At 72.8% G+C, this 16,034-nt stretch carries 16 protein-coding genes and 2 pseudogenes; 15 read left to right on the top strand and 3 right to left on the bottom strand.

The features are described from left to right. The first annotated feature begins 75 nt into the window (after window positions 1–75). Window positions 76–1,485, top strand: coding sequence for a type I glutamate--ammonia ligase (glnA, locus tag S1361_RS12110; RefSeq protein WP_208031859.1), 1,410 nt, complete (start codon window positions 76–78; stop codon window positions 1,483–1,485). Between the two features lie 274 nt (window positions 1,486–1,759). After that, window positions 1,760–2,938: a PP2C family protein-serine/threonine phosphatase gene (locus tag S1361_RS12115; RefSeq protein WP_208031860.1), complete on the top strand. Its 1,179-nt coding sequence runs from the start codon at window positions 1,760–1,762 to the stop codon at window positions 2,936–2,938. A gap of 137 nt (window positions 2,939–3,075) precedes the next feature. On the opposite strand, the pseudogene S1361_RS12120 reads toward S1361_RS12115, so the two are convergent. Then, window positions 3,076–3,536 (bottom strand): annotated as a pseudogene (locus S1361_RS12120) (isochorismatase family protein); the annotation flags it as partial. Between S1361_RS12120 and S1361_RS12125 the strand changes: the two are divergent. From S1361_RS12125 to pspAB, 5 genes and pseudogenes are all read left to right on the top strand, one after another. Next, window positions 3,531–3,686 (top strand): annotated as a pseudogene (locus S1361_RS12125) (helix-turn-helix domain-containing protein); the annotation flags it as partial. The pseudogenes S1361_RS12120 and S1361_RS12125 sit on opposite strands and share 6 nt — an antisense overlap. A 98-nt stretch (window positions 3,687–3,784) precedes the next feature. Continuing rightward, window positions 3,785–4,039 (top strand): SCO2583/SCO2584 N-terminal domain-containing protein, encoded by a 255-nt coding sequence (locus S1361_RS12130; protein ID WP_208031861.1) that lies wholly within the window; start codon window positions 3,785–3,787, stop codon window positions 4,037–4,039. A 43-nt stretch (window positions 4,040–4,082) separates the two neighbouring features. Next, a complete protein-coding gene (locus tag S1361_RS12135) occupies window positions 4,083–5,465 on the top strand; it encodes a hypothetical protein (RefSeq protein ID WP_208031862.1) in 1,383 nt (460 codons plus the stop codon). 129 nt (window positions 5,466–5,594) lie between these two features. Then, window positions 5,595–6,515 carry a zinc metalloprotease HtpX gene (htpX, locus tag S1361_RS12140; protein ID WP_208031863.1) on the top strand — a complete coding sequence of 307 codons (921 nt, stop codon included), beginning with the start codon at window positions 5,595–5,597 and terminating at the stop codon, window positions 6,513–6,515. Between the two features lie 2 nt (window positions 6,516–6,517). Next, complete coding sequence (gene pspAB, locus S1361_RS12145; RefSeq protein ID WP_208031864.1) at window positions 6,518–7,102, top strand: PspA-associated protein PspAB; 585 nt, start codon at window positions 6,518–6,520, stop codon at window positions 7,100–7,102. Between the two features lie 19 nt (window positions 7,103–7,121). On the opposite strand, the gene S1361_RS12150 is transcribed toward pspAB, so the two are convergent. Then, a complete protein-coding gene (locus S1361_RS12150; protein ID WP_208031865.1) occupies window positions 7,122–7,397 on the bottom strand; it encodes a hypothetical protein in 276 nt (91 codons plus the stop codon). 145 nt (window positions 7,398–7,542) lie between these two features. Between S1361_RS12150 and S1361_RS12155 the strand changes: the two genes are divergently transcribed. Further along, on the top strand, window positions 7,543–8,313 hold the full coding sequence (locus S1361_RS12155; RefSeq protein ID WP_243769147.1) for an alpha/beta hydrolase: 771 nt from the start codon (window positions 7,543–7,545) through the stop codon (window positions 8,311–8,313). A 132-nt stretch (window positions 8,314–8,445) separates the two neighbouring features. On the opposite strand, the gene S1361_RS12160 is transcribed toward S1361_RS12155, so the two are convergent. Next, a complete protein-coding gene (locus tag S1361_RS12160) occupies window positions 8,446–8,760 on the bottom strand; it encodes a hypothetical protein (RefSeq protein WP_208031867.1) in 315 nt (104 codons plus the stop codon). Between the two features lie 219 nt (window positions 8,761–8,979). On the opposite strand from S1361_RS12160, the gene S1361_RS12165 reads away from it, so the two are divergent. The 7 genes from S1361_RS12165 (at window position 8,980) to S1361_RS12195 (ending at window position 16,028) form a co-directional block, all read left to right on the top strand. Continuing rightward, a complete protein-coding gene (locus S1361_RS12165) occupies window positions 8,980–9,348 on the top strand; it encodes an ArsC/Spx/MgsR family protein (protein ID WP_208031868.1) in 369 nt (122 codons plus the stop codon). A 118-nt stretch (window positions 9,349–9,466) separates the two neighbouring features. After that, complete coding sequence (locus S1361_RS12170) at window positions 9,467–10,225, top strand: RlpA-like double-psi beta-barrel domain-containing protein (protein ID WP_208031869.1); 759 nt, start codon at window positions 9,467–9,469, stop codon at window positions 10,223–10,225. 631 nt (window positions 10,226–10,856) lie between these two features. Continuing rightward, window positions 10,857–11,888, top strand: coding sequence for a glutamine synthetase (gene glnII / locus S1361_RS12175; protein WP_208031870.1), 1,032 nt, complete (start codon window positions 10,857–10,859; stop codon window positions 11,886–11,888). Window positions 11,889–12,401: 513 nt separating this feature from the next. Continuing rightward, window positions 12,402–12,977 carry a winged helix-turn-helix domain-containing protein gene (locus S1361_RS12180; RefSeq protein WP_208031871.1) on the top strand — a complete coding sequence of 192 codons (576 nt, stop codon included), beginning with the start codon at window positions 12,402–12,404 and terminating at the stop codon, window positions 12,975–12,977. 60 nt (window positions 12,978–13,037) lie between these two features. Then, window positions 13,038–14,081 (top strand): NAD-dependent epimerase/dehydratase family protein, encoded by a 1,044-nt coding sequence (locus S1361_RS12185; RefSeq protein ID WP_208031872.1) that lies wholly within the window; start codon window positions 13,038–13,040, stop codon window positions 14,079–14,081. A 31-nt stretch (window positions 14,082–14,112) separates the two neighbouring features. Beyond that, on the top strand, window positions 14,113–15,390 hold the full coding sequence (locus S1361_RS12190) for a sensor histidine kinase (RefSeq protein WP_208031873.1): 1,278 nt from the start codon (window positions 14,113–14,115) through the stop codon (window positions 15,388–15,390). Further along, a complete protein-coding gene (locus S1361_RS12195; protein ID WP_208031874.1) occupies window positions 15,375–16,028 on the top strand; it encodes a LuxR C-terminal-related transcriptional regulator in 654 nt (217 codons plus the stop codon). Before S1361_RS12190 ends, S1361_RS12195 begins: the two co-directional genes overlap by 16 nt. The last annotated feature ends 6 nt before the right edge of the window (window positions 16,029–16,034 follow it).

Below are 16,034 nucleotides of genomic sequence, written 5' to 3' on the forward strand. Positions count from 1 at the left end.
CAGCGTGTGCCACCGCACTGGCCGCACGAACGATCTACCACCCCGGCGAGGACGGTCGGGAGTAGGAGGAGCTGGATGTTCCAGAACGCCGACGAGGCCAAGAAGTTCATCGCGGACGAGGACGTCAAGTTCGTCGACGTCCGCTTCTGCGACCTGCCGGGCGTCATGCAGCACTTCACGGTGCCCGTTGAGGCGTTCGACCCGGACGAGGAGCTGGCCTTCGACGGATCGTCGATCCGTGGTTTCCAGGCCATCCACGAGTCCGACATGGCTCTGCGCGCCGACCTGTCCACCGCCCGTGTGGACCCGTTCCGGCGCGACAAGACCCTCAACATCAACTTCTTCATCCACGACCCGATCACGGGCGAGCAGTACTCCCGTGACCCGCGGAACGTGGCGAAGAAGGCGGAGGCGTACCTGGCGTCGACGGGTATCGCCGACACCGCGTACTTCGGCCCCGAGGCCGAGTTCTACGTCTTCGACAGCGTGCGCTTCGCCACCTCGGCGAACGAGTCCTTCTACCACATCGACTCCGAGGCGGGCGCCTGGAACACCGGCGCCCTGGAGAACAACCGTGGGTACAAGGTCCGCTACAAGGGCGGTTACTTCCCGGTCGCCCCGGTCGACCACTTCGCCGACCTGCGCGCCGAGATCTCCCTGGAGCTGGAGCGGTCCGGCCTGAAGGTCGAGCGCCAGCACCACGAGGTCGGCACCGCCGGCCAGGCGGAGATCAACTACAAGTTCAACACCCTGCTCGCCGCCGCCGACGACCTGCAGCTCTTCAAGTACATCGTGAAGAACGTCGCCTGGCGCAACGGCAAGACCGCGACCTTCATGCCGAAGCCGATCTTCGGTGACAACGGCTCGGGCATGCACGTGCACCAGTCGCTGTGGAGCAACGGCGACCCGCTGTTCTACGACGAGGCCGGTTACGCGGGCCTGTCGGACACCGCCCGCTACTACATCGGCGGCATCCTCAAGCACGCCCCGTCGCTGCTGGCCTTCACCAACCCGACGGTGAACTCGTACCACCGTCTGGTGCCGGGCTTCGAGGCGCCGATCAACCTGGTGTACTCGCAGCGCAACCGCTCCGCCGCGATGCGTATCCCGATCACGGGCTCCAACCCGAAGGCCAAGCGCGTCGAGTTCCGCGCGCCCGACTCCTCCGGCAACCCGTACCTGGCCTTCTCGGCCCTGCTCCTCGCGGGCCTGGACGGCATCAAGAACAAGATCGAGCCGGCCGAGCCGATCGACAAGGACCTGTACGAGCTGGCTCCGGAGGAGCACGCGAACGTCGCCCAGGTCCCGACGTCGCTGAACGCCGTCCTCGACGCGCTGGAGGCCGACCACGAGTTCCTCCTCCAGGGCGACGTGTTCACGTCCGACCTGATCGAGACGTGGATCGACTTCAAGCGCACCAACGAGATCGCCCCGCTCCAGCTGCGTCCGCACCCGCACGAGTTCGAGCTCTACTTCGACGTGTGATATCGCCCCAGGTCAGAGCGGGTAACCGCTCCCCTGGGCCGCCTGCGGGCCGTCGGCCGGCTCTCCCCGCGCGGGAGAGCCGGCCGACGGCTTTTCGGCTCCGGGCCCCGGGTCCGCTCAGGCTGCGTGGTCCCTGGCGCGGCGGTCGTGCGGGAGTGCACAGCGACGAACGCCGAGTGACTCCCCGCACTCCGACTGCCGGCGCAAGGGCCTCGCCGCGCCGAGGGGCGGGCGGCGAGTGGAGGCGTGGGCTCCGGCAAGGCAGGCTGAAAGCATGCAGGCGCTCCTGCGGTCGTTCCCTCGGCTAGGAGCAGGCGGCCATGGCCGGGTCCTCTTCGCCCTGATGCACTGTGTGCCCTTCCTGATCGGGCTGGCCGTGCTGGTCATCGAGCTCACGCCGGCCCACTTCATCTACACCGGGCCCCTTCTCACCGCGATCCCGGCGCTGGCGGCGGTGACGTTGGGCCCCAAGGGGACCACCGCGGCGGCCGCTCTCGCGCTGGTGGTCGGCGTGACCACGGCTACCTACAACCAGGCGTGGGGCACCTTGCAGGTCTACACCAACTTTCTGGCCTTGGCGCTGGTGTCCGTGGCCGGCTTCCTCACGAGCAGCGCCGTGCAGACGCGCCGGCAGAGGGAGCTCGATCAAGTTCGCCAGATCGCCCTGGCGGCGCAGGAGGTCGTGCTGAGACCCGTACCCGCGCGACTGGGCCCCGTGTGGGCGGCCAGCCTGTGCCTTGCCGCCGGGACGGGCGCACAGGTCGGCGGTGATCTGTACGAGGCCGTCCAGACCCGGTACGGCGTCCGGATGATGGTCGGGGACGTCCGGGGCAAGGGGCTTGCCGCGGTACGAGCCGTCGCAGTGGCTGCGGGCGCGTTCCGGGAGGCCGTGCACTACGAGGACGACTTGGTGGAGGTGATGAACCACTGTGCGGCTGCGTTGCGACGGGAACTCGCCGTGCCGGGCGCCTACGACGAGGACGTCCTGCTGGAAGGGTTCACCACGGTGCTGATCGCACAGGTGCCGGAGGAACCCGTGGTGCAGCTGGTCAACCGTGGGCATCCGCCGCCGCTGCTGCTGCACCAGGGCAGGGTCAGGGCGTTGACGCCGGCCTCGCCCCTGCCGCCCGTCGGCATGGAAGACCTCGTCACCGGCCCTCCCCCGGAAGCCGAGAGCTATACGTTCCTCCCCGGTGACCGCCTGCTGCTGTACACCGACGGCGTCATAGAGGCCCGCAACCGCGACAGCGAGTTCTTCGCCCTGCCGGAGGCCATGGAGGGGATACGCCCCGGCACCACCCCGCCGGAGTTCCTGGACCACCTGCACGAGGCATTGGTCCGCCACGCCGAGGGCGACCTGGCGGACGACGTGGCGATGCTCGTCGCCGACAGGCTCGACGGCGGACCGGAGCCGCCTCCCGGTGGGGCGGACGCGGGGCGGCGGTCGCTGTGAGCCGCGCGTCCGCAGCTCACGTGGCCCTCCGCGCGGTCTGTGCGTCCGCCGGCCCCGTCCTGCCCGCTTGAGGCCCTCACCCAGGGGCGAGGCCCTTGGGTGAGGGGGGCGGGACCTCGGCGTTCGCGGGCTCGGTTCAGCGCGGACGCCGACGGTACGACGACGCCGTAGAGGTCGGCGACGGTGACGAGGGCGCTGTGGTGGAGCTGGTCCGCGGGCACCTCGGCGAGCGGCGACCGCAGGGGGCGGGTCGCGCGGGCGTCGGCCACCACGGTGGCGCGGTTGCCGCGCGGGAAGGCGCCCCGGGTGGTGAACAGGACACAGATGTGGGTCATGAAACCGGTGATCACGACGTCCTTGTGGCCCGCGGCGTCCAGGTGCTCGGCGAGCTCGGTGCCGTGGCCGAGTCCGGGGCGCCCTTCACGACGACGGGTTCGCCGTCGACGGGGGCGACGCGGTGGTGGATGCCGCCGATCTCGGCGCGGACGTCGTACCGGGTGCCCTCGCCGCCGTCGTGGACGACGTGCACGACCCGCTCGCCCGCGGCCCGCGCCCTGGCGGGCAGGCCGGCCGCGGCGTCGAGGGCGGTCTGGCCGCCCGGAACCGGCTCGAAACCACGGACGACACACTCGACCGGGTCGCGTCCGCGTGCGGTTTCGGTACGACCGGCACCCTCATCCGGGCGTTCCGCCGCAAGCTCGACACCACACCCACCGAGTACCGCGCCCGTTTCCGCCATTCCGGCTGACCGGGCGCGCCGCCGTGCAACCTTTTCCGCTTCTCAAACTTCCTATTGTCGGGGGATCATCCCTCCGGGTTCTTTCGGACGAGAGAGGTTGAACGGGGATGCCGGAACAGGACGACTGGGAGCGCGAGTTCGATCACAGATGGGCGAACTCGGCCGAGCACAAGGAGCCCTCCGCCCGGGCCCGTATGCTCGCCGCCCGCTGGAAGGAGAACCCCCCGGACCCGACCCCCTTCCGCGCCGACCCGGACCCGGCCCCCCGCCGCTCGTCCTGGGTCTCGACCGCCGTGGTCCTCGGCTGCGTGGCGGTGGTCATCGTGCTGCTGGGGTACGCCCAGATGCGCTCGCCGTACTAGGAGCCGAGCCGGCGCGAGCGGACGACACGAGCGGGAGACGGACATGTGGGAGGGAGTCGCCGCGGCACTCCGGCTCGCCGGGGGCGCGGCGCTGCCGGACGCGCTCGACACCGGCGACCCGGCGGCCTGGCTGGAACTGGACGAGGGCGTGCGGGCGGTGGAGTGGTACCGGCCGCCGGACGCCGGCGCCGACCGGGAGCGGTGGGCCGGCGAGCGTGCCCTGCTCACCGCCCTGGCCGCCGGCGATCCGCTGAGCGACGCCCGGCTCGCCCTCGCCCTGTGCCACCGCGACGGCAGGGTCCGGCACCGTGCGCTGAGCCGGGTCGCCGGCCGGCCGGCGCTGCTTCCCCTCGTGGTCGTGCGGTGCACCGACTGGGCGGAACCGGTGCGGGCACGGGCCCGTGACCGGCTCACCGAGGCGCTGGACGCCGTGACCGCCGCGCCGCTCGCCCCGCTGATCCGGCGCCTGGGCGACCGCCACCGCGGTGACTTCGCCCTGGCGTTGCTCGGCGACGTCCTGCGGCGGGCGCCCCGGGAGCGGCTGGCCCCGCTCCTGGCGTCCGGTGACCGTGCGGTACGCCGGTTCGCGTACGGCCTGGCCGTCGAGGAGGGCTTCCTCTCCCCCGCCGAACTGGCCCGTGCCGCCGCCCGGGACGACGACGCCGTCGTACGGACACGGTGCGCGGACGCGGCGCTCACCGCCGTCACGCACGACACCGCGGCCGAGGTGCTGGACGCTCTGCTCGGCGCCCGCAACCCGCAGGCCCGGTCGGCCGGCGTGACCGCGCTGCGGCGGCTGGGCCGGCCGGACCGGGCGGTGGACTTCCTCGCGGACCGGTCGGCACTGGTGCGGGCCTGCGCCCGCTATGTCCTGCGGCAGCACGGGACCGATCCGGTGCCCTGGTACCGGGCGCGCTGTGCCGAGGCCGCCGACCCGCTCCTGCCGCCCGGTGCCGTGATCGGGCTCGCGGAGTGCGGGACGCGCGCCGACGCCGCCCTGCTGTGGCCGCTGCTGGATCACCCGGCACCGGGGGTGCGGGCACGGGCCGTGGCCGGACTGCGGACGCTGGACGTGACGGACGTACGGCGGATGTGGCGCATGCTGGACGACCCGGCACCCGGCGTGGTGCGCGAGGCCACGCTCGCCCTGCTGCCGTCGGCCGCCAGGCTGCCGGAACAGGAACTGGTGCGGCGGCTGGACCCGGAACGCCCCCGATGGGAGCGGGTGTCGGCGTGGCGGCTGCTGCACGCGCACGGCGAGGTCGTACGCCTGCGGGCGGCCGTGACGCTGCTCGGCGGTCCCGACGAGCGGCTGCGGACGCGGGCCGCGGCGGTGGTGCGGCGCGCACTGCGGTGGGGAGCACGGACCCAGTCGGAAGCGGAGGTTGCCCGGCTGCTGGCCCGGGGCCGCTCCCTGCTGGGCTGACCCACGGCAGCGCACCGGTGACGCACCGGGACCTTTTGCTGCTCCTGGGGTCTTTCGGGACCAGCTCATGGGAGTCCGCAGGTGCACACTGGACAGCGGGACGAGTGCCTGACTGCGGGGTGATGCAAGATGCGGAGCCGGTTCCGGAGTGATCGGCGGCTGACCGTGCGGATGGGTCTCACGATGTTCCTGCTCGGGCTGCTGTACGTGGGGTTCGTCGCCGCGCTGATCGTGCTGCTGAAGTCCTGGCTGCTGGTCGCCGTCCTGATCGGGGCGATGTTCGTGGCGCAGTTCTGGTTCTCGGACCGGATCGCGATGTTCGCGATGCGCGGGCGGCCCGTGGAGCGGGAGGAGTATCCCGAGCTGCATGCCGTGGTCGACCGGCTGTGCGCGATCGCCGACCTGCCCAAGCCGGTGCTCGCCGTGTCCGCGATGGACATGCCGAACGCGTTCGCGACCGGGCGCAGCGCCGATCACGCGGTGGTCTGCGTGACGACCGGGCTGCTGCGCCGCCTGGAGCCCGCGGAGCTGGAGGGCGTACTGGCGCACGAGCTGTCGCACGTACGGAACAAGGACGTCGCCGTGATCACGATCGCGTCGTTCCTGGGGGTGGTCGCGGGTCTGGTCGTACGGTTCGCCTTCTACTCCCAGGTCCTGGGCGGCGGCCGCCGGGACCAGAACACCGCAGCCGTGTTCGCCGCGGTGCTGGGCGTCTCCGCGGCCGTGTACGCGATCAGCTTCCTGCTGATCCGGGCACTGTCGCGGTACCGGGAGCTGGCTGCCGACCGTGCGGCGGCGCTGCTGACCGGCCGGCCCTCGGCGCTGGCGGCGGCACTCACCAAGGTGTCCGGGGAGATCGCGCGGATCCCGACCAAGGATCTGCGGACCGCCCAGGCGTTCAACGCGTTCTACTTCACCCCGGCGACCGGCCGGGAGCCCGGCATCGAGCGGTTCTTCTCCACGCACCCGAGCCTGGAGCAGCGGCTGGAGCAGCTGGGCCGGATCTCGGCGGAGCTGGGCGAGGCCGCAACCCCGGGGAAGGCGGGCTGACCGTGGGGCTGCTGGACATCCTGCTGGGCCGTTCGAAGCCGGTCGCGCCCGATCTGGACCAGCTGTTCGCGCTGCCGTCGGCGGCCGTGACGCTGGAGGTGGCGGCCGGTTTCACGCCGACCGGGTCCGGGGCGGTGTGCTTCGCCACGGTCGAGGGGGCGGCCTTCGAGCAGATGCACCGTGAGGTGCAGGCGCTGCTGGACGCGGACACCGACCGCGCCGGCCCGCCGGTGGAGCTGCGCAGGGACGGCTACGGCTACTCCTGGCTGGTGTCCCGGCGCGCTCCCGGCGAGCTGACCGAGCTGGTCAACGACCTGCACGCGGTGAACACCTCCCTGGAGGCCAACGGCTTCGGCCCGCAACTGCTGTGCTCCCTGGCCGGTTTCACGGACGGGACGGACCGGACGCTGGCGCTCGTCTACCTCTACAAGCGCGGCACGTTCTATCCGTTCGCCCCGCTGCCCGGTGCCGCCGAGCGGCGGGACACCGCGCTGGAGCTGCAGCTGAAGTCGGTGCTCGGGGACGACCTGCGGATCGAGCCGGACCTTGGCCGCTGGTTCCCGGTGTGGGGCGCCCCCGGTCTGTGACGGCCGGGGACGCCCCCGTTCACCGCGTGCTCCCGCCCCGCTCCTGCCGCCGGGCCTCGAAGGGCCGCTCACGGCGGTAGCGGCGTTCCCACTTGGCCTGCCGGTCCCGGCGCTCCCGGTACGCCCGGTAGCTGTCGGGCGGGGCGCCGGAGCCCGCGGGCGGGGCCGTACCGGGCGAGCCGCGCCCGTGTGTGGCGTACAGGTACAGCAGGGCGACGGCGGCGAGCCACCAGAGATGGTCTCCGATTCCGAGGATCACCAGGACGACGGTCCCGGTCGCGAGCACTTCACGCATGACGGACCTCCGGGTGAGGGGATTCGAGGGGAGGGGAGCGGCGGGGTGTGTCTGTTTCGCCGCCGTTTGTTCAGAGTAGGGAGGGCGTGACAGCCGCTGCACCCCGTTTTCCGGCTGCGGGCACGGCCGTGAGTGAATGGCCGGTATGGACGAACTCACCGCTTTCAGCTGCCCGTACGACGGCGAACGGCTCAGCGGGGTGAGCGCGGGCCCGCCCGGCCGGGCCACGGTGGTCCTGCTGCACGGCGCGGGCAACGGCAGCAAGGAACGGCTGCTGCCGCTCGTCACCGACTTCGCCGACCAGGGCTGCCGAGCCCTGGCGTTCGACTTCTCCGGCCACGGCGAGAGCACCGGCGCCCTCGCGGAGCTGAGCCTGCGCCGGCGGTTCGAGCAGGCGGTGGCGGTGCTCGACGCGCACGCCCCGGCCGGCGATCCCCTGGTGTTGGTCGGCTTCAGCATGAGCGGACAGACCGTGGCGGATCTGGTACGGCACTACGGGCGCCGGGTGGCGGCGGTGGGGCTCTGCGCGCCCGCCGTGTACACGCCCGAGGCCTGGGAGGTCCCGTTCGGCACCGGCGAGGGCCGCTTCTCCACGCTGATCCGCACCCCGGACAGCTGGCGGCGCTCCCCCGCCCTGGAGGCGTTCGGCTCGTACGAGGGCCGGGCGGTGCTGGTGGTGCCGGGCACCGACACGGTCATCCCGCCGGCGGTGACGGCGGCCCTGCAGGAGGCGCTGTCGGTCCGCAGCCGGTTCACCCGCTTCGAACTCCCCGAGGCCGGCCACATCCTGGGGCTGTGGTTCCGCGACCACGCCGAGGACCGGAAGGCGTTCGTGACGGCCCTGTTGGACGGGCGTCCCCGGGCGCAGGACCCGGTCGCCGGCGGCATCGGCGACCATGGCGGCGCGGGATCGTGAGCCGCGGTGAGGCCGGGCGGCCGGGGGCCGTCCGGGTCGTCCCGTGCGCTTCCATGCGGCGAACGAACGGGAGTTGAGGCATGACAGCCGGGTGCCGGGTGCCCCGCACCGGTGGGGGCACCCGGTACCGGCTCAGCGCGAGTAGCGCATCAGCGCCCGCACCATGTGGCACGTGGTGTCCGACGGGGGGCGCATCCCGATCCGCTCGGCCGTGCTGCGGATCGTCTCGTTCCGGGCCTGGTCCGGCAGGTAGACGCCGGAGTCGAGCAGGGCTATGGCGAGGCGCATGGCCTTCAGGCGCCGGTTGTGCGTGACGTACCACTCGCGCGGCCGCCCGGCCGGCAGCGGTCGCTTGGCCATGGGCTCGTAGGGCGAGTCGAACAGCACGGCACGCTGGGCGGTGGACTGGGTCGGCAACGGCTTGGGCTTCAGGGCGGCAGCGGGCACAGGCATCCTCCTGTCGCGGTCAGGCGGCCCCCGGGGGTTCCGGCGACCTCCTCGAACACTGCTTCCAGTCTACCGGCGGGCACTGACAATCGGGGGTCCGCGCGGGCGGGCAAAGGTGCAGGTCGAGCAGGAAATTGACCGGCTGTCACGGATGGGGGCGACGGGGCTGCCGAGGTGTCGCGAAATCGAACAGAGCCGCCGCCGAGTACCGTGTCCCGCATGGAGATCTGGATCAACCCGGCCTGTTCCAAGTGCCGGAGCGCGCTCAGCCTGCTCGACGCCGAGGAGGCCGACTACACCGTCCGCCGCTACCTCGAGGACGTCCCGAGCGAGGACGAGATCAGGGCCGTACTGGAGCGGCTGAACCTGGAGCCGTGGGACATCACCCGCACCCAGGAGGCGGTCGCCGTGGAACTGGGGCTCAAGGAGTGGCCGCGGGACGAGAGCGCGCGGGACCGGTGGATCACCGCGCTCGCCGAGCACCCGAAGCTCATCCAGCGCCCGATCATCACCGCCGACGACGGGACGACGCTGGTGGCACGCACCGAGGAGGCCGTACGGGAGGCCCTCGCACACAGCAAGAGCTGACGGTTACTCATCTTCACTGTGACGCAGGTTACTCAGCCGACCGCTGAAACCGCTGAGTAACCTCGTTCGGTATCTCGTACATAGCGGCGTACGCTCCCCTACCTCTCAGGAGGCGCGGATGTCGCGCAGGAGAACTCTCGGTACGAAGAAGAAGATCGCGCTGCTCGTCAGCGCCGCGGCGGTGGCGGGCGGCGGGGCCTTCGCACTGGCGTCCACCTCGAACGCCGCACAGAGCCCGCAGCACGCCAAGACGCTGTCCGCCGGGGACTCCAACGTGTGCAAGGGGCTGGCCACGGCCCTCGGCAACAACCAGAAGTTCATCGCGGACCAGAAGGCGAAACCGGACGCGCAGTCGGCGGCCCGGATCGCCAACCGCGAGGCCGTCATCAAGCAGATCGAGGTCCAGCAGAAGGCGGCCGGCTGCACCGTTGGGGAGTCGGCTCAGGACTCCCAGGCGGCGCAGGGCGGCAACGGCCAGCAGGGCAACGGTCAGGGCAACGGCGAGCAGGGCAACGGTCAGGGCGCCGGCCAGGGCGCCGATCAGCAGGCGGGCGGCGCCGAGCAGAGCGCGCAGCCCTCGGAGACGGCCGCCGCGGGAGACAACGGCGCCGGTGGCGCCGCGGCCTCCGGCGAGCAGGTGTGCAAGGGCTCCACGGTGACCCTGTCCGGCGAGGGCGGCGCCCCGGCCGCGTCCAGCAACCAGTTCCCGGCGGGCACCACCCTGAAGGTCACCAACCTGGACAACAACAAGTCCACCACGGTGAAGGTGACGTCCGTCTCCGGCAGTTGTGTGCTGCTCAACAACGCGGCCTTCGAACAGGTCCGGGAACCGGGCAAGTTCCTCATCCGCCGCGCTGTGATCGAGAAGGTGGGGTGAGGCTCAGGGACTGACACGAACCCGGTGGGGGTCCTGCTGTTCGCGGCCACGAGCAGCAGGACCCGCGGGGCGCGGAGCGGGGTACGCCGCCTTGGACCCGGCGCGGCAGCGGGCCGGGGTCCAGGAGGAACAGGCGGCGTGCCCCGGCACACGCGCGTAGCCGGCCGGGCGCTGCGCGGCGCCCGGCCGGGCCGGGCCGGCGACCGCACGGGGGTGGCGGTCGCCGGCCCGGCCCGGTCCCTGCCCGGCTCGCCCCCCCCCGGGGCGCCGGGCGGGGCCACGGCCTGGACAGCCCCTCCGCCCGCCCCGGCATGTCCGTCGCCCCTGTCGGTCGTGCCGCCCCCTGTCGTCCCTGTCGTACGCAACCAGGAGCGGGTCACCGTCGTCTCCGGCCCTGACGCCGGCCGCGGAACCCGGCCGTATCCCCTTCGGGCGCGCCCGCACCCCGCGCGACGGGACCTCACCAGGTGAGCCCGGCCACATGAAGACCAGGTAACACGGGGTTCACATACGAGCAATGGATGGGAAACGGCCTGTTGACAGGCTGCCCGGCAGATCGAGCGGCGCCCCAGTGCCGCAGCGCCGCAGCACCCGTGAGTGCCCGACCCACCCCCCGAAGGATGTGGCCCCCGTGACCTTCAAGGCTGAGTACATCTGGATCGACGGCACCGCGCCGACAGCCAAGCTGCGTTCCAAGACGAAGATCATCACGGGTGCTCCGGCCGGTCTCGACGCGCTGCCGATCTGGGGCTTCGACGGGTCGTCGACCAACCAGGCCGAGGGCCACTCCTCGGACTGCGTGCTCAAGCCGGTCTTCACCTGTCCGGACCCGATCCGCGGTGGCGACGACATCCTGGTGCTGTGCGAGGTGCTCGACACCGACATGCAGCCGCACCCGTCGAACACGCGGGCCGCGCTGGCCGAGGTCGCGGAGAAGTTCGCCGCCCAGGAGCCGATCTTCGGCATCGAGCAGGAGTACACCTTCTTCGACGGCTCCCGCCCGCTGGGCTTCCCCGAGGGCGGTTTCCCGGCCCCGCAGGGCGGCTACTACTGCGGCGTCGGCGCCGACGAGATCTTCGGCCGCGAGATCGTCGAGGCCCACCTCGACAACTGCCTGACGGCCGGTCTCGGCATCTCCGGCATCAACGCCGAGGTCATGCCGGGCCAGTGGGAGTTCCAGGTCGGCCCGCTCGCCCCGCTGGAGGTCTCCGACCAGCTGTGGGTGGCCCGCTGGCTGCTGTACCGCACCGCCGAGGACTTCGGCGTCTCCGCGACCCTGGACCCCAAGCCGGTCAAGGGCGACTGGAACGGCGCGGGCGCGCACACCAACTTCTCCACCAAGGCGATGCGCGAGGGCTACGACGCGATCGTCACCGCGTGCGAGTCGCTCGGCGAGGGCTCCAAGCCGCTGGACCACGTGAAGAACTACGGCGCCGGCATCGACGAGCGCCTGACGGGTCTGCACGAGACCGCTCCGTGGGACAAGTACTCCTACGGCGTCTCCGACCGCGGCGCCTCGGTCCGCATCCCGTGGCAGGTCGAGAAGGACGGCAAGGGCTACATCGAGGACCGCCGCCCGAACGCCAACGTCGACCCGTACGTGGTGACCCGCCTGCTGGTGGACACCTGCTGCTCCGCGCTGGAGAAGGCCGGCCAGGTCTGATCCGCCTTCACTGCACCGAGGGGCGCCCGCTGTCACAGCGGGCGCCCCTCGCGCATGTCGCGCCCCGGTTCACGCCGGTCCCCGCACCGCCGGGCCGCCGCCGTCCCGAGGAGTGAGACGGCATTCCGGACACGGCCGACCGTCATCACGCCCCTGACCAGGGCAGAACGCCGGGGAACCCGGGGGCTGCCCGGTCTGTTTCAGGCCAGGGAAGCGTCCAAGCAGTGAGAGGAGACTCCTGCACGCCGCGCGCCTCTGCTTCAATGGGTCCATGGTCGGCTTCCATCAGATCACCGCGACGGGTCGCCACGACCTCGAGCCGTTCTGGCCTTCCCGTCAGCACCACGACTTCGACCGTGTGTGTTGCCGCGCGATGAACGCGCGGGCCCTCTAAAGCCGTACACCCCCGGCCTTCGGCCAGCGCGAAACGACGTACGTCCTCCAGGCGCGCCCGACCACGAATCGCGGCCGCCGCTCCTCCCGACGAACTCCTCGCGCGAAAGAGCTGACCTCATGGCGACCTCTCGTTCCGTCTCCGCCACCCTGACCACCCCCGCCCCGACCGGCTCCCGGCACCGGCTCCGCGCCGTCGACCGGGACGAGGTGGTCGACGTCGCGGACTTCCTGCCGCCAGGCGCCACCTGGCTGCCCGCGCCGCAGCACACCCTGCCGAGCCTGCCGGGCCGGCCGCCGATGGTCGGGTACCTGGTGCTGGTCCCGGCCGACCAGCGGCCCCCGTTCCTGCCGGTCGCCGTCCCGGACCAGCCGGAGCCCGTGGCGGACTCCGCCGACGCCGAGCCGCTGGTGCGGATCGACACCGTGCAGCGCACCGCCGAAGTCGACGGCCGGGAACTCGACCTCACCTACCTGGAGTTCGAGCTGCTCGCCCACCTCGTGGCGCACCCGCACCGGGTGCACACCCGCGACCAGCTGGTCACCACGGTGTGGGGATACGGCCACGTCGGCGACGGCCGCACCGTCGACGTGCACATCGCCCGGCTGCGCCGCAAGCTGGGCGCCCGGCACCGCCAGGCGATCCAGACGGTGCGCCGGGTCGGCTACAAGTACACGCCGCCGACCGGCCGCTGACCGTTCTGCCGTCGGCAGAGCCACGTGCCGGCACGGCCCCGGGCCGGGCACGATCCCGGCATGAGACTTCTGGTGCTGGGCGGTACGGAGTTCGTGGGGCGGGCCGTGGTGGAGGCCGCGCTCGGCCGCGGCTGGGAGGTGACCGTCTTCCACCGGGGACGGCACCGGCCCCCGGCCGGGGTGCGGTCGTTGCACGGCGACCGCACCGCGCCCGGCGGGCTCGCCGCGCTCGCGGCGGCCGGGGACGGCTGGGACGCCGTGGTCGACACCTGGTCGGCCGCCCCGCGGGCCGTGCACGAGGCGGCCCGGCTGCTGCGCGGCCGGGCCGGCCGGTACGCGTACGTCTCCAGCCGGTCGGTGTACGTGTGGCCGTGGCCGCGCGCGGGGGCCGAGGACGCCCCGCTGGTCGGGGGCGCCGCCGACGCGGGGCAGACGGACTACGCGGCGGACAAGCGCGGCGGCGAACTGGCCGCCGTCGGGGCCTTCGGTACGAAGGACTCGCTGCTGGTCCGGGCCGGTCTGATCCTCGGCCCGTACGAGAACGTGGGCCGGCTGCCCTGGTGGCTGACCCGGATCGCCCGCGGCGGCCCGGTCCTGGCCCCCGGACCGCGCGAACTGCCCTTGCAGTACGTGGACGCGCGCGACCTCGCCGAGTGGCTGCTCGGCGCGCTGGAGCGCGGTCTGTCCGGGCCGTACAACCTGGTGAGCCCGCCCGGTCACACCACGATGGGCGAGCTGCTGGAGGCGTGCGTGCGGGTCACGGGCGCGGACGCGGAGCTGCGCTGGACCGACCCGGAGCCGATCCTGGACGCCGGGATCGAGCCGTGGACCGAGCTGCCGGTGTGGGTGCCGCCGGGCGGTGAGATGTTCGACGCCGTGCACTGCGCGGACGTGTCGCGGGCGCTGGCGACGGGACTGGTGTGCCGGCCGGTGGGCGAGACCGTCGCGGACACCTGGCGCTGGCTGACGGAGATCGGCGGCAGCGCGCCCCAGCGGCCGGACCGCACCCGTAAGGGCCTCGACGCGGAGGTGGAGGCGAGGGTGCTGGCGCGGGCCGGGGGTGTACCTGGCACCACCCCCCGGGAGGGGGCCTCGGACGACTGACCCGGCCGCGGCCGTCGGCAAGACTGACCGCATGAACACCGACAAAGACAGAACCGCCTTCCGCACCCGGGCCAGGGAGGCGCTGCTGGCCGCCGTGCAGGGGCTGGTGCTGGCCGTCGTGGTGCTGCCGTGCGGTGTGGCGTTCCTCGCCCTGACCCTCGTCTCCGTCGCCCTGGTACCGCTCGGCATCGGCCTCGTCACCACTCCGGCGGTCCTCACCGGCGTACGGGCACTGGCGGACGCCCGCAGGAGGCTCGCGGCCCAGTGGTGCGGGATCCGGATCCCGGCGGTGTACCGGCCGCTCCCGCGGAGCGCCAACCCCTGGACGCGCACGGTGGCGCTGTTCCGGGACCCGCAGGTGCGGCGGGACGTGCTCTGGCTGCCGGTGGACATGACCGCCGGCTTCGTCACCGCGCTGGTGCCGGCCGTGCTGGTGTTCTACCCCGTCCAGGGGTTCCTGGTGGGCGCCGGGCTGTGGCGGGCCTACGTCCGGGAACCGGGCGACACCTACTGGTACGGCTTCGTGCCGGTCACCGGCCCGGTGACGGCCCTCGGCGCGGCCGCGCTCGGCGCCCTGGTCCTCGCCCTCACCTGGCGCCTCACCCCGCGCCTGCTCACCGCCCACTTCCGGCTGGCCCGGGCCGTGCTGGGGGGCCGTCGGGGGGAACTCGCCGAGCGGGTCCGAGTGCTGACCGAGACCCGGCGGGACGCGGTCGACACCTCGGCCGCCGAACTGCGCCGCATCGAACGGGACCTGCACGACGGCGCCCAGGCCCGGCTGGTCGCCATGGGCATGGACCTGGGCACCATCGAGATGCTGGTCGAACGGGACCCGGCGCAGGCGAAGCAACTGCTCGCCCAGGCCCGGCGGAACTCCGCCGAGGCCCTGGCGGAGCTGCGCGACCTGGTGCGCGGCATCCACCCGCCGGTGCTCGCCGAGCGCGGACTCGGCGACGCCGTACGGGCGCTGGCGCTCCGGCTGCCCATGGCCACGGAGGTCACCGTGGAACTGCCCGGCCGCGCGGACGCCCCGGTCGAGTCGGCCGCCTACTTCGCGGTCAGCGAGGTGCTCACCAACGCCGTCAAGCACTCCGGTGCCGACCGGATCCTGGTCGACATGCACCACACCGACGGCCGGCTGCGGATCACCGTCACCGACGACGGCCGGGGCGGCGCGGCGGCCGGGGCGGGTTCGGGGCTCGCCGGGATCGAGCGCCGGCTCGGTACCTTCGACGGAGTCCTGGCCGTCAGCAGCCCCGCCGGCGGTCCCACCATGGTGACCCTGGAGATCCCGTGCGTGTTGTCCTAGCCGAAGACCTCTTCCTGCTGCGCGACGGGCTGGTGCGGATGCTGGAGGCCTACGGCTTCGAGATGGCCGCCGCCGTCGAGTCCGGGCCCGAACTCACCCGCGCGCTGGCCGAGCTGACGCCGGACGTGGCGGTGGTGGACGTCCGCCTGCCGCCGACGCACACCGACGAGGGTCTGCAGTGCGCGCTCGCGGCCCGGCGGGCGCGGCCCGGGCTTCCGGTGCTGGTCCTCTCCCAGCACGTGGAGCAGCTGTACGCGCGCGAGCTGCTCGCCGACGGCACGGGCGGGGTCGGCTATCTGCTGAAGGACCGGGTGTTCGACGCGGACCAGTTCGTGGACGCCGTACGGCGGGTCGCGGCCGGCGGTACGGCGATGGACCCGCAGGTGATCCGGCAGCTGCTGTCCCGGCGGTCGGCCGGCGACCAGCCGCTCGCCCGGCTCACCCCGCGCGAGCGGGAGGTGCTGGAGCTGATGGCGCAGGGCCGGTCCAACGCGGGGATCGCGGCCCAGCTCGTGGTGACGGAGCGGGCGGTCGCCAAGCACACCTCCAACATCTTCGCCAAGCTGGGTCTGGAGGTGTCGGACGACGACAACCGGCGCGTGCTGGCGGTGCTCGCCCATCTGGACCGTGACCGGTGACCTGCC

It is taken from the genome of Streptomyces cyanogenus, assembly GCF_017526105.1.
Lineage (GTDB): Bacteria > Actinomycetota > Actinomycetes > Streptomycetales > Streptomycetaceae > Streptomyces > Streptomyces cyanogenus.